The 15,497-nt window shown below is 42.7% G+C and carries 9 protein-coding genes and 1 pseudogene; 9 read left to right on the top strand and 1 reads right to left on the bottom strand.

Going from position 1 to position 15,497, the window contains the following annotated elements; all coding sequences use genetic code 11:
* Window positions 1-87: 87 nt before the first annotated feature.
* The 9 genes and pseudogenes from ruvB to O3616_RS00640 form a co-directional block, all read left to right on the top strand.
* Window positions 88-1,086, top strand: coding sequence for a Holliday junction branch migration DNA helicase RuvB (ruvB, locus tag O3616_RS00680; RefSeq protein ID WP_319946277.1), 999 nt, complete (start codon window positions 88-90; stop codon window positions 1,084-1,086).
* Window positions 1,067-1,639: a nucleotidyltransferase family protein gene (locus O3616_RS00675; RefSeq protein ID WP_049487417.1), complete on the top strand. Its 573-nt coding sequence runs from the start codon at window positions 1,067-1,069 to the stop codon at window positions 1,637-1,639. The genes ruvB and O3616_RS00675 overlap by 20 nt, the downstream gene beginning before the upstream one ends.
* A 346-nt stretch (window positions 1,640-1,985) precedes the next feature.
* Window positions 1,986-2,744 carry an isoprenyl transferase gene (locus tag O3616_RS00670; protein ID WP_042751737.1) on the top strand — a complete coding sequence of 253 codons (759 nt, stop codon included), beginning with the start codon at window positions 1,986-1,988 and terminating at the stop codon, window positions 2,742-2,744.
* 8 nt (window positions 2,745-2,752) lie between these two features.
* Complete coding sequence (locus O3616_RS00665; protein WP_061589608.1) at window positions 2,753-3,556, top strand: phosphatidate cytidylyltransferase; 804 nt, start codon at window positions 2,753-2,755, stop codon at window positions 3,554-3,556.
* 21 nt (window positions 3,557-3,577) lie between these two features.
* A complete protein-coding gene (rseP, locus tag O3616_RS00660) occupies window positions 3,578-4,837 on the top strand; it encodes an RIP metalloprotease RseP (RefSeq protein ID WP_371637824.1) in 1,260 nt (419 codons plus the stop codon).
* Window positions 4,838-4,849: 12 nt separating this feature from the next.
* Window positions 4,850-6,703: a proline--tRNA ligase gene (locus O3616_RS00655; protein WP_371637823.1), complete on the top strand. Its 1,854-nt coding sequence runs from the start codon at window positions 4,850-4,852 to the stop codon at window positions 6,701-6,703.
* Between the two features lie 98 nt (window positions 6,704-6,801).
* Window positions 6,802-8,181, top strand: coding sequence for a 6-phospho-beta-glucosidase (gene bglA / locus O3616_RS00650; protein ID WP_371637822.1), 1,380 nt, complete (start codon window positions 6,802-6,804; stop codon window positions 8,179-8,181).
* Between the two features lie 192 nt (window positions 8,182-8,373).
* Window positions 8,374-10,182, top strand: a complete 1,809-nt coding sequence (gene glmS, locus O3616_RS00645; protein WP_371637820.1) for a glutamine--fructose-6-phosphate transaminase (isomerizing) — start codon at window positions 8,374-8,376, stop codon at window positions 10,180-10,182.
* A 281-nt stretch (window positions 10,183-10,463) separates the two neighbouring features.
* A pseudogene (locus O3616_RS00640) lies at window positions 10,464-11,177 on the top strand (LLM class flavin-dependent oxidoreductase); the annotation flags it as partial.
* Between the two features lie 99 nt (window positions 11,178-11,276).
* Here the strand turns inward: O3616_RS00640 and O3616_RS00635 are convergent.
* Window positions 11,277-15,062 (bottom strand): pullulanase, encoded by a 3,786-nt coding sequence (locus tag O3616_RS00635; RefSeq protein ID WP_371637819.1) that lies wholly within the window; start codon window positions 15,060-15,062, stop codon window positions 11,277-11,279.
* Between the last annotated feature and the right edge of the window lie 435 nt (window positions 15,063-15,497).

The raw sequence follows: 15,497 nt of genomic DNA, 5'->3' as shown, positions 1-15,497 counted from the left end.
ATACAACCAACATAAGTGCTAAATTCAGGAGTCACCCAATCGGGTGGCTTTTTTGTTTGTGGCTTGGATTTTTGATATAATAGAGCCATGAGTAGAATTTTAGATAATGAGATAATGGGGGATGAGGAGTTAGTAGAACGTACGCTCCGTCCTCAGTATTTACGTGAATATATTGGACAGGATAAGGTTAAGGACCAGCTTCAAATCTTTATAGAAGCTGCCAAAATGCGGGATGAAGCGCTAGATCATGTGCTCTTATTTGGACCTCCAGGCTTGGGGAAAACGACCATGGCTTTTGTTATTGCCAACGAACTAGGTGTCAATCTTAAGCAGACTTCGGGTCCAGTCATTGAAAAAGCTGGGGATTTGGTAGCGATTTTGAATGACTTAGAGCCTGGGGATGTCCTTTTTATTGATGAGATTCATCGCTTGCCCATGTCTGTGGAAGAGGTGCTTTATAGTGCCATGGAGGACTTCTACATTGATATCATGATTGGGGCTGGTGAAGGCAGTCGCAGTGTTCATTTGGAGTTGCCACCTTTTACCTTGATTGGTGCGACGACTCGGGCTGGTATGCTGTCAAATCCGCTACGGGCACGTTTTGGGATTACAGGTCATATGGAGTATTATGCCCATGCTGACTTGACGGAAATTGTTGAGCGGACGGCAGATATTTTTGAGATGAAAATCACTCATGAGGCAGCATCCGAGCTGGCCTTGCGTAGTCGTGGAACCCCTCGTATTGCCAATCGTCTCCTCAAGCGCGTGCGCGATTTTGCCCAGATAATGGGGAATGGGGTTATCGATGATCTTATTACCGATAAGGCTTTGACTATGCTGGATGTTGACCATGAAGGTTTGGACTATGTGGATCAAAAAATCCTTCGCACCATGATTGAGATGTACGGTGGTGGTCCCGTCGGCTTAGGAACTCTCTCTGTCAATATTGCCGAGGAGCGCGAGACGGTGGAAGACATGTATGAGCCTTACTTAATTCAAAAAGGTTTTATCATGCGGACACGTTCTGGACGGGTGGCGACTGCTAAGGCATATGAGCATTTAGGTTATGAATACAGTGAAAAATGAGCAAGAAATTCTAGAGGCTTTTAGAGAAAATTCGGATATGATGCCTATTCTAGAAACTATCCGAAACCTTGGTCTGAAAGACTCGTGGTTGGCAGCAGGTTCTGTCAGAAATTTCATCTGGAATCTTTTGTCAGATAAATCCCCTTTTGACTGTGAAACGGATGTAGATGTAATTTTCTTTGATCCAGATATTTCTTATGAGGAAACCTTGTCCCTAGAGAAAAATCTGAGAGAGGACTTTCCTCAGTACCAGTGGGAATTGAAAAATCAAGTCTATATGCATCAGCACAGTCCTCATACTGCTCCCTATAGCAGCTCTTGTGATGCTATGAGTAAGTATCCAGAACGGTGTACGGCAGTTGGACTGCGCTTGAATGAAGAATCCGCTTTGGAACTCTATGCACCTTATGGTTTGGAGGATATTTTAAATTTTCAAGTTCGTCCAACTCCTCATTTTTTAGAGAATGAAGACCGAATGGAACTTTATCGAACACGTCTAACCAAGAAAAATTGGCAGGAGAAATGGAAAAATTTGATTTTTAAAAATACTTAAGGAAACTTTAAGCTAGGAAGTGTATACTAAGTCCATAAGTTAAGAAGACCTTAACTTAAACTCCTAAAACTTTTTCATAATAATCTCCCTATAAAAAAATAAAGTCGCCCAATCAGGCGGCTTATTTTTTTGGAAATGGGCTTTGTGCCTGAGAATAATACTCAATGAAAATCAAAGTGCAAACTAGGAAGCTAACCGCAGGTTGCTCAAAACACTGTTTTGAGGTTGCAGATAGAGCTGACGTGGTTTGAATTTGATTTTCGAAGAGTATAAATAGCTTAGTGATAGAAGAAAATAGGGAAATATGGTATAATGAAACGATAGATTTTTGAATAGGAATAAGATCATGTTTGGATTTTTTAAGAAAGATAAGGCTGTGGAAGTAGAGGTTCCGACACAGGTTCCTGCTCATATCGGCATCATCATGGATGGCAATGGCCGTTGGGCTAAAAAACGTATGCAACCGCGAGTTTTTGGACACAAGGCGGGCATGGAAGCATTGCAAACTGTGACCAAGGCAGCCAACAAACTGGGCGTTAAGGTTATTACGGTCTATGCTTTTTCTACAGAAAACTGGACCCGCCCAGATCAGGAAGTTAAGTTCATCATGAACTTGCCAGTAGAGTTTTATGATAATTATGTCCCGGAATTGCATGCGAATAATGTTAAGATTCAAATGATTGGGGAAACAGACCGCCTGCCTAAGCAAACCTTTGAAGCTCTAACTAAAGCTGAGGAATTAACTAAGAACAACACAGGTTTGATTCTTAATTTTGCCCTCAACTATGGTGGACGTGCTGAGATTACACAGGCTCTTAAGTTGATTTCCCAGGATGTGTTAGATGCCAAAATCAACCCAGGCGACATCACAGAGGAATTGATTGGCAACTATCTCTTTACCCAGCATTTGCCTAAGGACTTACGAGATCCGGACTTGATTATCAGGACTAGTGGAGAATTGCGCTTGAGCAATTTCCTTCCATGGCAGGGAGCCTACAGTGAGCTCTATTTTACGGATACCTTGTGGCCTGATTTTGACGAGGTGGCCTTGCAGGAAGCTATTCTTGCCTACAATCGTCGACAACGCCGATTTGGAGGAGTTTAGGAGGAAATATGACACAGGATTTACAGAAAAGAACCTTGTTTGCAGGGATTGCCCTGGCTATTTTCCTACCAATTTTAATGATTGGGGGACTCTTGCTTCAGATAGCAATTGGAATCATAGCCATGCTAGCCATGCATGAACTTTTGAAGATGAGAGGTCTAGAGACCATGACGATGGAGGGCCTCTTGACCCTCTTTGCAACCTTTGCCTTGACCATTCCTTTGGAGAATTACCTGACTTTTTTACCAGTTGATGGGAATGTTGTTGCTTATAGTGTGTTGATTTCAATCATGTTAGGAACGACCGTTTTTAGCAAGTCTTATACGATTGAGGATGCTGTTTTTCCTCTTGCTATGAGTTTCTATGTAGGCTTTGGATTTAATGCTTTACTAGATGCTCGCGTTGCAGGTTTAGATAAGGCTCTATTGGCCTTGTGTATCGTCTGGGCTACCGACAGTGGTGCCTATCTTACTGGGATGAACTTTGGGAAACGGAAACTAGCTCCAACGGTTTCTCCAAATAAAACCTTTGAGGGTGCCTTGGGTGGCATTTTAGGTGCTATTTTAGTAACCATCATCTTTATGATGGTTGACAATACAGTTGCTCTTCCGTATGGAATTTACAAGATGTCAGTCTTTGCTATTTTCTTTAGCATTGCTGGACAATTTGGTGATTTACTAGAAAGTTCGATCAAGCGTCACTTTGGTGTCAAGGATTCTGGGAAATTTATCCCTGGACATGGTGGTGTTTTGGATCGTTTCGATAGTATGCTGCTCGTATTTCCAATTATGCACTTGTTTGGACTCTTTTAATCAAAAGACGGAGGAAATACTATGCTCGGAATTTTAACCTTTATTCTGGTTTTCGGGATTATTGTGGTGGTGCACGAGTTTGGACACTTCTACTTTGCCAAGAAATCAGGGATTCTAGTGCGTGAATTTGCCATTGGTATGGGACCCAAGATCTTTGCTCACATTGGCAAGGATGGAACGGCCTATACCATTCGAATCTTGCCTCTGGGTGGCTATGTTCGAATGGCCGGTTGGGGTGATGATACAACTGAAATCAAGACAGGAACTCCTGTCAGTTTGACGCTTACTGATGATGGTAAGGTTAAACGCATCAATCTTTCAGGTAAAAAATTAGATCAAACAGCCCTCCCTATGCAGGTGACCCAGTTTGACTTTGAAGACAAGCTCTTTATCAAAGGATTGGTTCTGGAAGAAGAAAAAACATTTGCAGTGGATCACGATGCAACGGTTGTGGAAGCAGATGGTACTGAGGTTCGGATTGCACCTTTAGATGTTCAATATCAAAATGCGACTATCTGGGGCAAACTCATTACCAATTTTGCAGGTCCTATGAACAACTTTATCTTAGGTATCGTTGTTTTTTGGATTTTAATCTTTATGCAGGGTGGTGTCAGAGATGTTGATAGCAACCAGTTCCATGTCATGCCTCAAGGGGCCTTGGCTAAGGTGGGAGTGCCAGAAACAGCTCAGATTACCAAGATCGGCTCACATGAGATTAGCAACTGGGAAAGTTTGATTCAGGCTGTGGAATCAGAAACCAAAGATAAGACAACCCCGACTTTGGATGTGACTATTTCTGAAAAGGGGAGTGACAAACAAGTCACTGTTACTCCGGAAGAAAGTCAAGGACGTTATATTCTCGGGGTTCAACCGAGAGTCAAGTCAGACCTCCTGTCCATGTTTGTTGGTGGATTTACAACTGCTGCTGACTCAGGGCTCCGTATCCTTTCGGCTCTGAAAAACTTGATTTTCCATCCAGATTTGAACAAACTCGGTGGCCCCGTTGCCATTTTTAAGGCAAGTAGCGATGCTGCTAAAAATGGTCTTGAGAATGTCCTCTACTTCCTAGCTGTGATTTCCATCAATATCGGAATTTTTAATTTGATTCCGATCCCGGCTTTGGATGGTGGAAAGATTGTGCTCAATATCCTAGAGGCTATCCGCCGGAAACCCCTTAAACAAGAAATTGAAACCTATGTCACCATGGCTGGTGTAGTTATCATGGTTGTCTTGATGCTAGCTGTGACCTGGAATGACATTATGCGACTCTTTTTTAGATAATCGAGGAATATTATGAAACAAAGTAAAATGCCTATCCCAACGCTTCGCGAAATGCCAAGCGATGCTCAAGTTATCAGCCACGCTCTCATGTTGCGAGCTGGTTATGTTCGCCAAGTCTCAGCAGGTGTTTATTCTTACCTACCACTTGCCAACCGTGTGATTGAAAAAGCTAAAAATATCATGCGCCAAGAATTCGACAAGATTGGTGCCGTTGAGATGTTAGCTCCAGCCCTTCTCAGTGCAGAATTGTGGCGCGAATCAGGTCGTTACGAAACTTATGGTGAGGACCTTTACAAACTAAAAAACCGTGAAAAATCAGACTTCATTCTAGGTCCAACTCACGAAGAAACCTTTACAGCTATTGTCCGTGATTCTGTTAAGTCTTACAAGCAATTGCCACTTAATCTTTATCAAATCCAGCCTAAGTATCGTGATGAAAAACGCCCACGTAATGGACTTCTTCGTACACGTGAGTTCATCATGAAAGATGCTTACAGTTTCCACGCTAACTATGATAGTTTGGACAGTGTTTATGATGAGTACAAGGCTGCTTATGAGCGTATTTTCACTCGTAGTGGTTTAGATTTCAAGGCTATCATTGGTGACGGTGGAGCTATGGGTGGTAAGGACAGCCAAGAATTTATGGCCATTACACCTGCTCGTACAGACCTTGACCGCTGGGTTGTCTTGGACAAGTCAGTTGCCTCATTTGACGAAATTCCTGCAGAAGTGCAAGAAGAAATCAAGGCAGAATTGCTCAAATGGATGGTTTCTGGTGAAGATACCATTGCTTACTCAAGTGAGTCTAGCTATGCGGCTAACTTGGAAATGGCAACAAACGAGTACAAACCAAGCAACCGTGTCGTCGCTGAAGAAGAAGTGACTCGTGTTGCAACGCCAGATGTTAAATCAATCGATGAAGTTGCAGCCTTCCTCAACATTCCAGAAGAACAAACGATTAAAACCCTCTTCTACATGGCAGATGGTGAGCTTGTTGCAGCCCTTCTAGTTGGAAATGATCAACTCAACGAAGTTAAGTTGAAAAACCACTTGGGAGCAGATTTCTTTGATGTTGCTAGCGAAGAAGAAGTAGCAAGTGTTGTTCAAGCAGGTTTTGGTTCACTTGGACCAGTTGGTTTGCCAGAGAATGTTAAAATTATTGCAGATCGTAAGGTGCAAGATGTTCGCAATGCAGTTGTCGGTGCTAACGAAGATGGCTACCACTTGACTGGTGTGAATCCAGGTCGTGATTTTACTGCAGAATATGTGGATATCCGTGAAGTTCGTGAGGGGGAAATTTCTCCAGACGGACAAGGTGTCCTTAACTTTGCGCGTGGTATCGAAATTGGTCACATCTTCAAACTCGGTACTCGTTACTCAGCAAGCATGGGAGCAGATGTTTTGGATGAAAATGGCCGTGCGGTGCCAATTATCATGGGATGTTACGGTATCGGTGTCAGCCGTCTCCTTTCAGCAGTGATGGAGCAACACGCTCGCCTCTTTGTTAACAAAACGCCAAAAGGTGAATACCGTTACGCTTGGGGAATCAACTTCCCTAAAGAATTGGCCCCATTTGATGTGCACTTGATCACTGTCAATGTCAAGGACGAAGAAGCGCAAGCCTTGACAGAAAAGCTTGAAGCAAGCTTGATGGGAGCTGGTTATGAAGTCTTGACAGATGACCGTAACGAACGTGTTGGTGTTAAATTTAGCGACAGTGACTTGATTGGATTGCCAATCCGTATCACTGTTGGGAAGAAAGCAGCCGATGGCATCGTAGAAGTGAAGATTAAAGCGACTGGTGATACCATCGAAGTTCATGCAGATAACTTACTTGAAACGCTTGAAATCCTCAGCAAGAAATAAAAACTATAATTAGAAGAAAAACAAGGAAAAAATGTAACTAGTTTTTACCTTGTTTTTTCTTTATAATAGGAAAAATGAGTAGATAAAGAGGTAAATGTATGCTAAGGTTTCCAAAGGATTTTGTCTGGGGATCCTCTACTTCTGGACCGCAGACAGAAGGACGTATAGCTGGTGACGGTAAGGGAGATAATCTCTGGGATTATTGGTACCAAGTGGAGCCAAATCGTTACTATAATGGGATTGGTCCAGATAAAACATCAACCTTTTATGAAAACTGGGAAAAGGATATTGAGCTACTGTTAGAAACTGGTCACACGGCCTTTCGGACTTCTATTCAGTGGTCACGGATTTTTCCACAAGGGTGTGGGGAAGTCAATCCTCAAGGTGTAGACTTTTACCGTAAGGTTTTTGAGGCTATTAAGGCCAAAGGGATTCGTCTTTTAGTCAATCTTTATCATTTTGATTTGCCTTTTGCCCTTCAAGAGGATGGTGATGGTTGGGAAAATAAGGCGACTGTCTCAGCCTATGAAGACTATGCTCGTTTTTGTTTTGAGACTTATGGAGATTTAGTGGATCAATGGATTACCTTTAACGAGCCAATCGTTCCAGTAGAATTTGGCTATTTTTACGATGCCCATTATCCACATAAGGTGGATGCAGAGGCAGCCGTTAAAGTAGCTTATCATACACAATTGGCCAGCAGTCGGGCGGTTAAGGCCTGTCATGAACTTTTGCCTGATTCCAAGATTGGGATTGTCTTAAACTTGACACCGGCTTATCCACGTAGCCAGCATCCTGCTGATGTCAAGGCTGCTCGCATTGCGGATCTTTTTCAGGCCCAATCTTTCTTAGATCCGTCTGTTTTGGGGACTTATCCACAGGAGTTGGTAGAAATCTTGCATGAACAAGGTCTCTTGCCTGATGCTACAGAGGAGGAGTTGAAGCTCATTCGTGACAATACTGTGGACTTCCTTGGTGTCAACTACTATCAACCTTTGCGTGTTATGGCGCCTCGATTTGCTAAGCATCCAGAGAGTCCACTCTTACCAGAACATTTTTACGAGCCTTATGTGATGCCTGGACGGAAAATCAATCCTCATCGTGGCTGGGAGATTTATGAGCAAGGGATTTATGACATTGCCCAAAATATCAAGGAAAATTATGATAATATCGAGTGGATGTTGACAGAGAATGGTATGGGTGTTGAAGGAGAAGAAAAATTCCGTGAGAATGGAATGATTCAAGATGATTATCGTATTGACTTTGTAAAAGGTCATCTTCGTGAACTTCACCGTGCCATTGAAGACGGAGCCAATTGTAAGGGCTACTTGATTTGGACCTTTATCGATTGCTGGTCATGGCTCAATAGTTATAAAAATCGCTACGGTTTGGTCGAACTAGACTTGGAAACGCAAGAACGTCGTCTGAAAAAGTCAGGGCACTGGTTCAAGGAATTAAGCGATAATAATGGATTTTAAAAAGGACTTTGACTGATTATTCTAATTGGTCAGAGTTTTTTTAATTTCAGGAAGTTGATATGAACTATACCAATTTTTACTCTTGACAAGTGAAAGAAACAAGTATATACTGTTTTTGCTGATTCTATAAAAGAGGAATTAGACTATACCAATTTTAAGGAGAAAGCACAGCTGGTCTGTGTCGTATATACTATGTGTGGAATTGTTGGTGTTGTTGGAAACACAAATGCAACTGATATTTTGATTCAAGGGCTTGAAAAGCTCGAATACCGTGGCTATGATTCTGCGGGAATTTTTGTCCTAGGTGGTGCTGAAAATCACCTAGTCAAGGCTGTCGGTCGTATTGCAGAATTGTCTGCTAAGACAGCTGGTGTTGAGGGAATAACTGGTATCGGACATACTCGTTGGGCTACTCATGGAAAACCAACTGAAGACAATGCTCACCCACACCGTTCTGAGACAGAACGTTTTGTCTTGGTTCACAATGGGGTCATTGAAAACTACCTCGAAATCAAGGAAGAATACCTTGTAGGTCACCATTTCAAGGGGCAAACAGATACTGAAATCGCCGTTCACTTGATTGGAAAATTTGCGGAAGAAGATGGCTTGTCAGTGCTTGAAGCCTTCAAAAAAGCTCTTCACATCATCCGTGGTTCTTATGCCTTTGCCTTGGTTGACTCACAAGATCCTGAAGTCATCTACGTGGCTAAGAATAAATCACCACTTTTGATTGGTCTTGGGGAAGGCTATAACATGGTCTGCTCAGACGCCATGGCTATGATTCGTGAGACCAACCAGTACATGGAAATCCATGACCAAGAGTTGGTCATCGTCAAGGCTGATAGTGTAGAGGTTCAAGACTATGATGGTAATGGTCGTGAGCGTGCTAGCTATACTGCTGAGCTTGACTTGTCAGATATCGGTAAGGGAACTTACCCTTACTACATGCTAAAGGAAATTGACGAGCAACCAACGGTGATGCGTAAACTCATCCAAGCCTACACAGATGAGGCTGGTCAAGTTGTTGTAGACCCAGCTATTATCAAGGCCGTTCAAGACGCAGACCGCATCTACATTCTTGCAGCTGGAACATCTTACCACGCAGGATTTGCTTCTAAGAAGATGTTGGAAGAATTGACAGATACGCCAGTTGAACTTGGAATCTCATCTGAGTGGGGCTACGGTATGCCACTTCTCAGCAAGAAACCACTTTTCATCTTTATCAGCCAGTCTGGTGAAACAGCGGATAGCCGTCAGGTTTTGGTTAAGGCTAATGAAATGGGAATCCCAAGCTTGACAGTGACAAATGTCCCAGGTTCAACTCTTTCACGTGAAGCTAACCATACCATGCTCCTTCATGCAGGTCCTGAAATTGCCGTGGCATCAACCAAGGCTTATACAGCACAAATTGCAGCCCTTGCCTTCCTTGCAAAAGCAGTTGGAGAAGCGAACGGCAATGCTAAAGCGCAAGACTTTGACTTGGTTCATGAATTGTCAATTGTAGCTCAGTCTATCGAATCAACTCTTTCAGAGAAAGAAAGCATTGAAGCCAAGGTTCGTGAGCTTCTTGAAACAACTCGCAATGCCTTTTATATCGGACGTGGTCAAGATTACTACGTAGCTATGGAAGCAAGCCTTAAACTCAAAGAGATTTCTTACATCCAGTGTGAAGGCTTTGCGGCAGGAGAACTCAAGCACGGAACCATTGCCTTGATTGAAGAAGGAACGCCTGTCTTGGCCCTCTTGTCAGATCCAGTCCTTGCCAACCACACTCGTGGAAATATCCAGGAGGTGGCAGCCCGTGGTGCCAAAGTCCTCACTATCGCAGAAGAAAATGTTGCCAAAGATACAGATGATATCGTCCTTACGACCGTACACCCTTACCTCTCACCAATCTCAATGGTTGTACCAACGCAATTAGTCGCTTACTTTGCAACACTCCACCGTGGTCTTGATGTGGATAAACCACGTAACCTTGCTAAATCAGTAACGGTAGAATAAGCTAAAAAAGTCTAGTTATCTAGGCTTTTTCTTGTGAGCAAATCGATTGCTTGTAGTCAAGTTTCGTGTTATACTCTTCGAAAATCAAATTCAAACCATGTCAGCTTCCATCTGCAACCTCAAAACATTGTTTTGAGCAGCCTGCGGCTAGCTTTCTAGTTTGCTCTTTGATTTTCATTGAGTGTTAGGTTAATTTTTCAAATTGCAGGAAAAAAATAGACGGGGAGAATCACAATAGTAGAATTGGGAATTTCAACATTTGGGGAAACAACGGTGCTTGAAGAGGTTCTTTCACGGAATCTTTTCCCTTGTTTGGCTATGATTTGAAAGACTACGAAGCCCTCTTTGATGAGAAATTAGACTTGCTTCAGTTAGTCAATGAAAAGACAAAGTTAGACTGGAAAGGGCGATTGACTCAAACAATCTCTGGCAAAGAAGTCTATCCTCGTCCAGTTCAGGACAAATTACCCTTGTGGATAGCGACAGGTGGTCATGTCGAATCAACAGTGAAGATTGCTCAGGCTGGTCTACCGATTGTCTATGCAATTATTGGTGGCAATCCGCGTTATTTTAAAAAGTTGATTCAGGCTTATCGTGAGATTGGGAGCGAAGCGGGCCATGCTAGTCATGAACTAAAGGTTGGGGCTCATTCTTGGGGTTGGATTGCTGAAGATGGCGAGCAGGCTGTAAAAGATTATTTCCATCCGACCAAGCAAGTGGTGGATGCTATTTCCAAAGACCGTCCGCACTGGCAGGAATTGCGTTATGAGCAATATTTGGAGCAAGTTGGACCAAATGGTGCCATGTTTGTGGGCAATCCAGATCAAGTGTCCGAAAAATTAATTCGCATGATTGAGGATTTAGGATTGGACCGCTTCATGCTCCATCTACCGCTTGGTTCTATGCCTCATGAACAAGTCCTGAGAGCTATTGAACTTTTCGGAACGCAAGTGGCTCCAAAAGTACGGGCTTATTTTGCCATGAAAGAGGCTTAATAAAAAATCCTAATCAAGTTTATTATGACGGCAAATATTGTGCAAAAATCAATCCCCCGAGCGTTAAGGCTTGGGGGATAGTTCTATAGGAGGGCTAGTTTAGTTCTCTTTTTTGTTTTTTAGCAAGAACCCGAGACCTAGAAGAGCAAGGAGACTAATTCCTGCAAACAGGAGTTTGTGATCATTTTTGGTTCCTGTATTTGGTAGTTTAGCTTGTGAATCAGCTGTAGCTTGGTTAGGTTTATTTTCTGCATCAGCTACTTTTGTATCTGGTTTTGCAGAATCAGGTTTAGTTTGTGGAGCTGGAGTTTGCTGTTCCGGTTTGACTACTCGGTTTGACATATTGTCTTGGCTGTTATTTTGCCCTTGTTCTTGTTTTAAGCTAGAAAGGTCAAATTCTGGTTTTTCTTCCACAGCGGGGACAACGATGGCACCGCCTTGAGCGATTCGAAGAACAGTAGCTGTAAGGGCATTTAATTTCAAGCCTTTTTCGGTCCATTCAAGTCCTTTCGGGTTGGCAATTCCTACTGGTCCTGCTTGGTTTTCATCTGCCAAAACTTCAGCATTTCTGAGGTGGTCGAAGGCAGTTCCCAAATTAAATTCGCGAGCTTTTTCGTCTGCATTGACAAAGACTGCGTAGATATCACCGTTTGGAGCAGTAATTTGGTAGCCAATTACTACATCCTCTTTTTCTACACCATTTTGACCTGGGACAGTGATGAGTTGGACACGGTCTTTGATATCTTGGAGACTCTTAAGTCGGAAGGCATCTGTAGATTGACGTAGGGCGATCAGACCTTTCATGTAGTCACGGCTCTTGACATTTTCAGGATATGCTTTTCCATCTGTAGCCTTAGTCCAGTCAAACTTGTTAATAGCATCACTCGAATCGTAAGAGTCGTGGATGAAGTAAGGATAGTCAAATGGATTGCCGTCCTTATCACGCAACAAGTGAGATTTGTTTGGAACCTTATCCTCTGCTACTGGAGTCTTGTAGGCTGGGTCACGGAATTGTTTGGTGCGACCATATTCCTGACCGGAGTGGATAAATGGAGTTCCTTGAGCTGTCAAGACCATGAGATTTCCAAGTCGCAAACGACGATGAATTTCAGCATAGTTCTCAGCTTTGCTTGGATCTTTTTTGATAGATTGGGCGATGATGTCAAAGAGGGTCAAGTTATCATGGGCTGCGATGTATTGGATGACATCTCCAGGACTATCTGCTTCAAAGTTGGTTGGTTGAGCAATGAGATTTTTGAAGATAGTGTTGATATCACGCTTGCCGCCTGTGATAAAGGCAGGTTGACCTTCGTTTGGATAACCAGACTTGAGGTTGTTACGGATGTCATCTGAAAAGACTGCTACAGTATCGGTATGCTTCATCCAATCTTGGTCAGCAGCTTTAGTAGGCATATTTTCATCACCAGCATAGGTTCTCCAACCTTCCCCCAGCATGATTAAGTTTGGATTGAGGGCGCGTGCAGCCTTGTACGCTTCTTCGATAGAAGCGGCATCATGGTCTCCCATCATATCGAAACGGAAGCCATCTACTTTGTAGGTATCAACTAGATATTTGATAGAGTCAACTAGGAGCCGTTTGGTCATATGGTGGGTTGTCCCCAAGCGTCCACCACCAAAGCTAGTTCGAGGTGTCCCATCAGCATCCATAAAGTGGTAGTAGTTTGGTTCTAAATCTTCAAAGATATCGACTTTAGCTGTATGGTTATACACTACATCCAGGATAGCTCCCATACCACGTTTGTGGATCTCGTTGATGAGATTTTTAAATTCTGCGATTCGTTTTTCTGGATTCTTAGGATCGCTTGAATACATACCAGTCAAGGAGAAGTAGTTTTGAGGGTCATATCCCCAGTTGTAGTTGCTGTTGCTTGAAGCATAGTCAGATAAGCGTTCGTGGTTCTTCAACTCATTGACAAAGTAGTAAGACAAGACTGGAAGGAGCTGGATGTGGGTTACACCCAAGTTTTTGAGGTAGTCTAGTTTTTCGATAAAGGCTTCAAAGGTACCAAATGGCTTAGTCAAATCTTTTGCGATGGCAGGATCTGAAGTGAAGTCACGCACATGAGCTTCATAGATGACAGCATCTTCGCGCGATTTGAAGTTGCGAATCTTACCATAAGTCAAGTCTTGAGGTCCTAGTTTAGCTGGATCTACAAAGGCAGCTTTAGCAACTTTATGGGCATCGTCAATCTTGGCTTCGTCACTATTCCAAGCAGCGAGGGATTTAGCGTAAGGATCGAGTGCAAGAACAGTTTTACCTTGGCGCTCGATTTGGTAGTGGTAGTAGTAGCCAGTGTAGTTGCTGATACCGAGACCAGAGTTTTCATTCAGAGTTTGCTTCCAAGTTCCTCTTTCCCCTTTTTCAAGAGCGACAGTTCCAACTACTTTTTCAGGGTCATTCTTGTCGTAGACAACGACAGAAACCTTATCAGCACTTGGTGACCAAAGGGTGAGGTCAACACGCTTGCCATCTTCTTTTAGAGTTGCGCCGAGTGGACCATCGTAACTGTAGGACTCATCCTTGAGGCGCCAGCTTGAACGTGTGGTAAATCGGTCTGAATTGTAACTGACAGTGTACGGGTGTTGAGTGTCAGAGAAGTTGCCGATGTAGGTTACTTTTTTACCTGCTTCATCCACTTCCACGTCTGTGATAGCTACTTTATTCCCTTGGTAATCAGTGATGCTGGAGTGTTTGAGGATATCGTCTTTCTTAGCTCCAACGAGGGTAGAAAAACTGCTTTCGATACGAGATTTAGCCACGTGTTGAGCTCCTGTCATGCGGATATCGTGCACATAGTAGGGGTTGGTGTAGATGGTTTCGTCATCATCTTTTAGGAAAATTTGGCTATGATTTTTCAAATCTGTGAACTTATAATCTTCTTTACGGATTTTCACATCGTCTCCTTGTTTGTTTCTGTCTAATAATAAAAATCCAAGATCTTTAGCTGCATCTTTGAGTGGAATATCAATATAGCGACCATATTTGCCTGTAGCCGTAAAGTCTGTTCCGTTAGGCCATTCACCACTACTTGGATTTTTCACATCTCCCCAGTACCAGAGAGATTTCTTGTCATAGTTGCCATCTGTACGGTAGTAGTTGACGCGAATAGTTCCTGCAGGTTGTGGCTCGTAAGAGAAAACCTTGTGATCTTGGTCCAACCAAGCCTCATTCATCTTTGGTGCCAGTTTTTCTACCGATTTATCGCCGGTTAGATTTTTTCCAGCTGTATTATTGATGAGGAAGCTAATTTTCTTGGCTTGTTCTCCCTTTAATTTGACATCTAGGTAGTAGCCATAGTCATCTTTTTTGGCATCCTTAAAGGACAAGGCTCCATTGGGCCAGTTTTCAGACGGCTTTTCAACATCATCCCAAGTCCAAAGACCTTGAGAATCCTTGTTTTCTTCAGGGAGTTTCTTTACATGGATGCGGAAGTGGTTGTCTTCGATTGGCTCTTCTGCCTTAGTTTCAGTCGTTACTGGACTCGTAGAAGTAGTTGGTTCACTTGAACGATCTTGTCCGGTTTGTGGTGCTGAATCGGCTGGGGTTGCAGCAGGAGTGGTTGCCTCTGTTGCAGGTTTTTCTTCTGTTTTTCCTAGGGAAGCGTTTGCATTTTCAGGCGAAGAAATATCACTTTCCTTCTTATCAGAGTTAACTGCTGTATCAGTAAGAGGTTGGGCAAGGACAGTAGTAGTTTCATTACTAGTTTCCTTATTGCTTGTAGTGTTTTCGTTGGCTGAGATAGTTGGTGTAGCCATGGCAAGCAGAACAAGGCTTGCTCCAATAAGGACAGAACCAGTTCCATTTTTGAGGGAACGGATGCTGTAAACCATTTTTTTCTCAGTGTGAGATGGTGTTCTTTTCATAATCATTCTCCTATAAATGAATTTCTTTATCAGTATAGCACTTAGTAAAATAATATGCAAGCGTTTTCTTGGAATTAAAATAAAAGAAAAAATCGCAACAGATTTTGCTACTATTCAGCCAGTCTTTCTTATAGGAAAAGATTTTGTCAAAAAATCGTCAAACCCCTTGAAAAATCTAGCTAAATAGGGTATAATATGAATAATCATTTGTCGTAGGTTTTGTCTGAAATATTGTCCAGACAAGACTCACAGCAGTTAAATCTTCTGAAAAAGTCAGATTTAGCTGCTCTTTTTGTGCTTTTTTTCAGGATTTTGAGTACTTGTAACAAAGACTTAAAGATTCTGAAAATTTATCAAGAGGACACGGTGATAAGGGTTTTTAAAACCATATGACGATTAGAAAAGCCTGATTGACAAGGCTTGGAACTTATTTAC

This window comes from Streptococcus sp. 27098_8_86, from assembly GCF_041432595.1.
GTDB classification, from domain to species: domain Bacteria; phylum Bacillota; class Bacilli; order Lactobacillales; family Streptococcaceae; genus Streptococcus; species Streptococcus pneumoniae_F.
The sequence above is the reverse complement of the archived record's forward strand: the minus strand, read 5'-3'. Positions and strand labels throughout refer to the sequence as shown.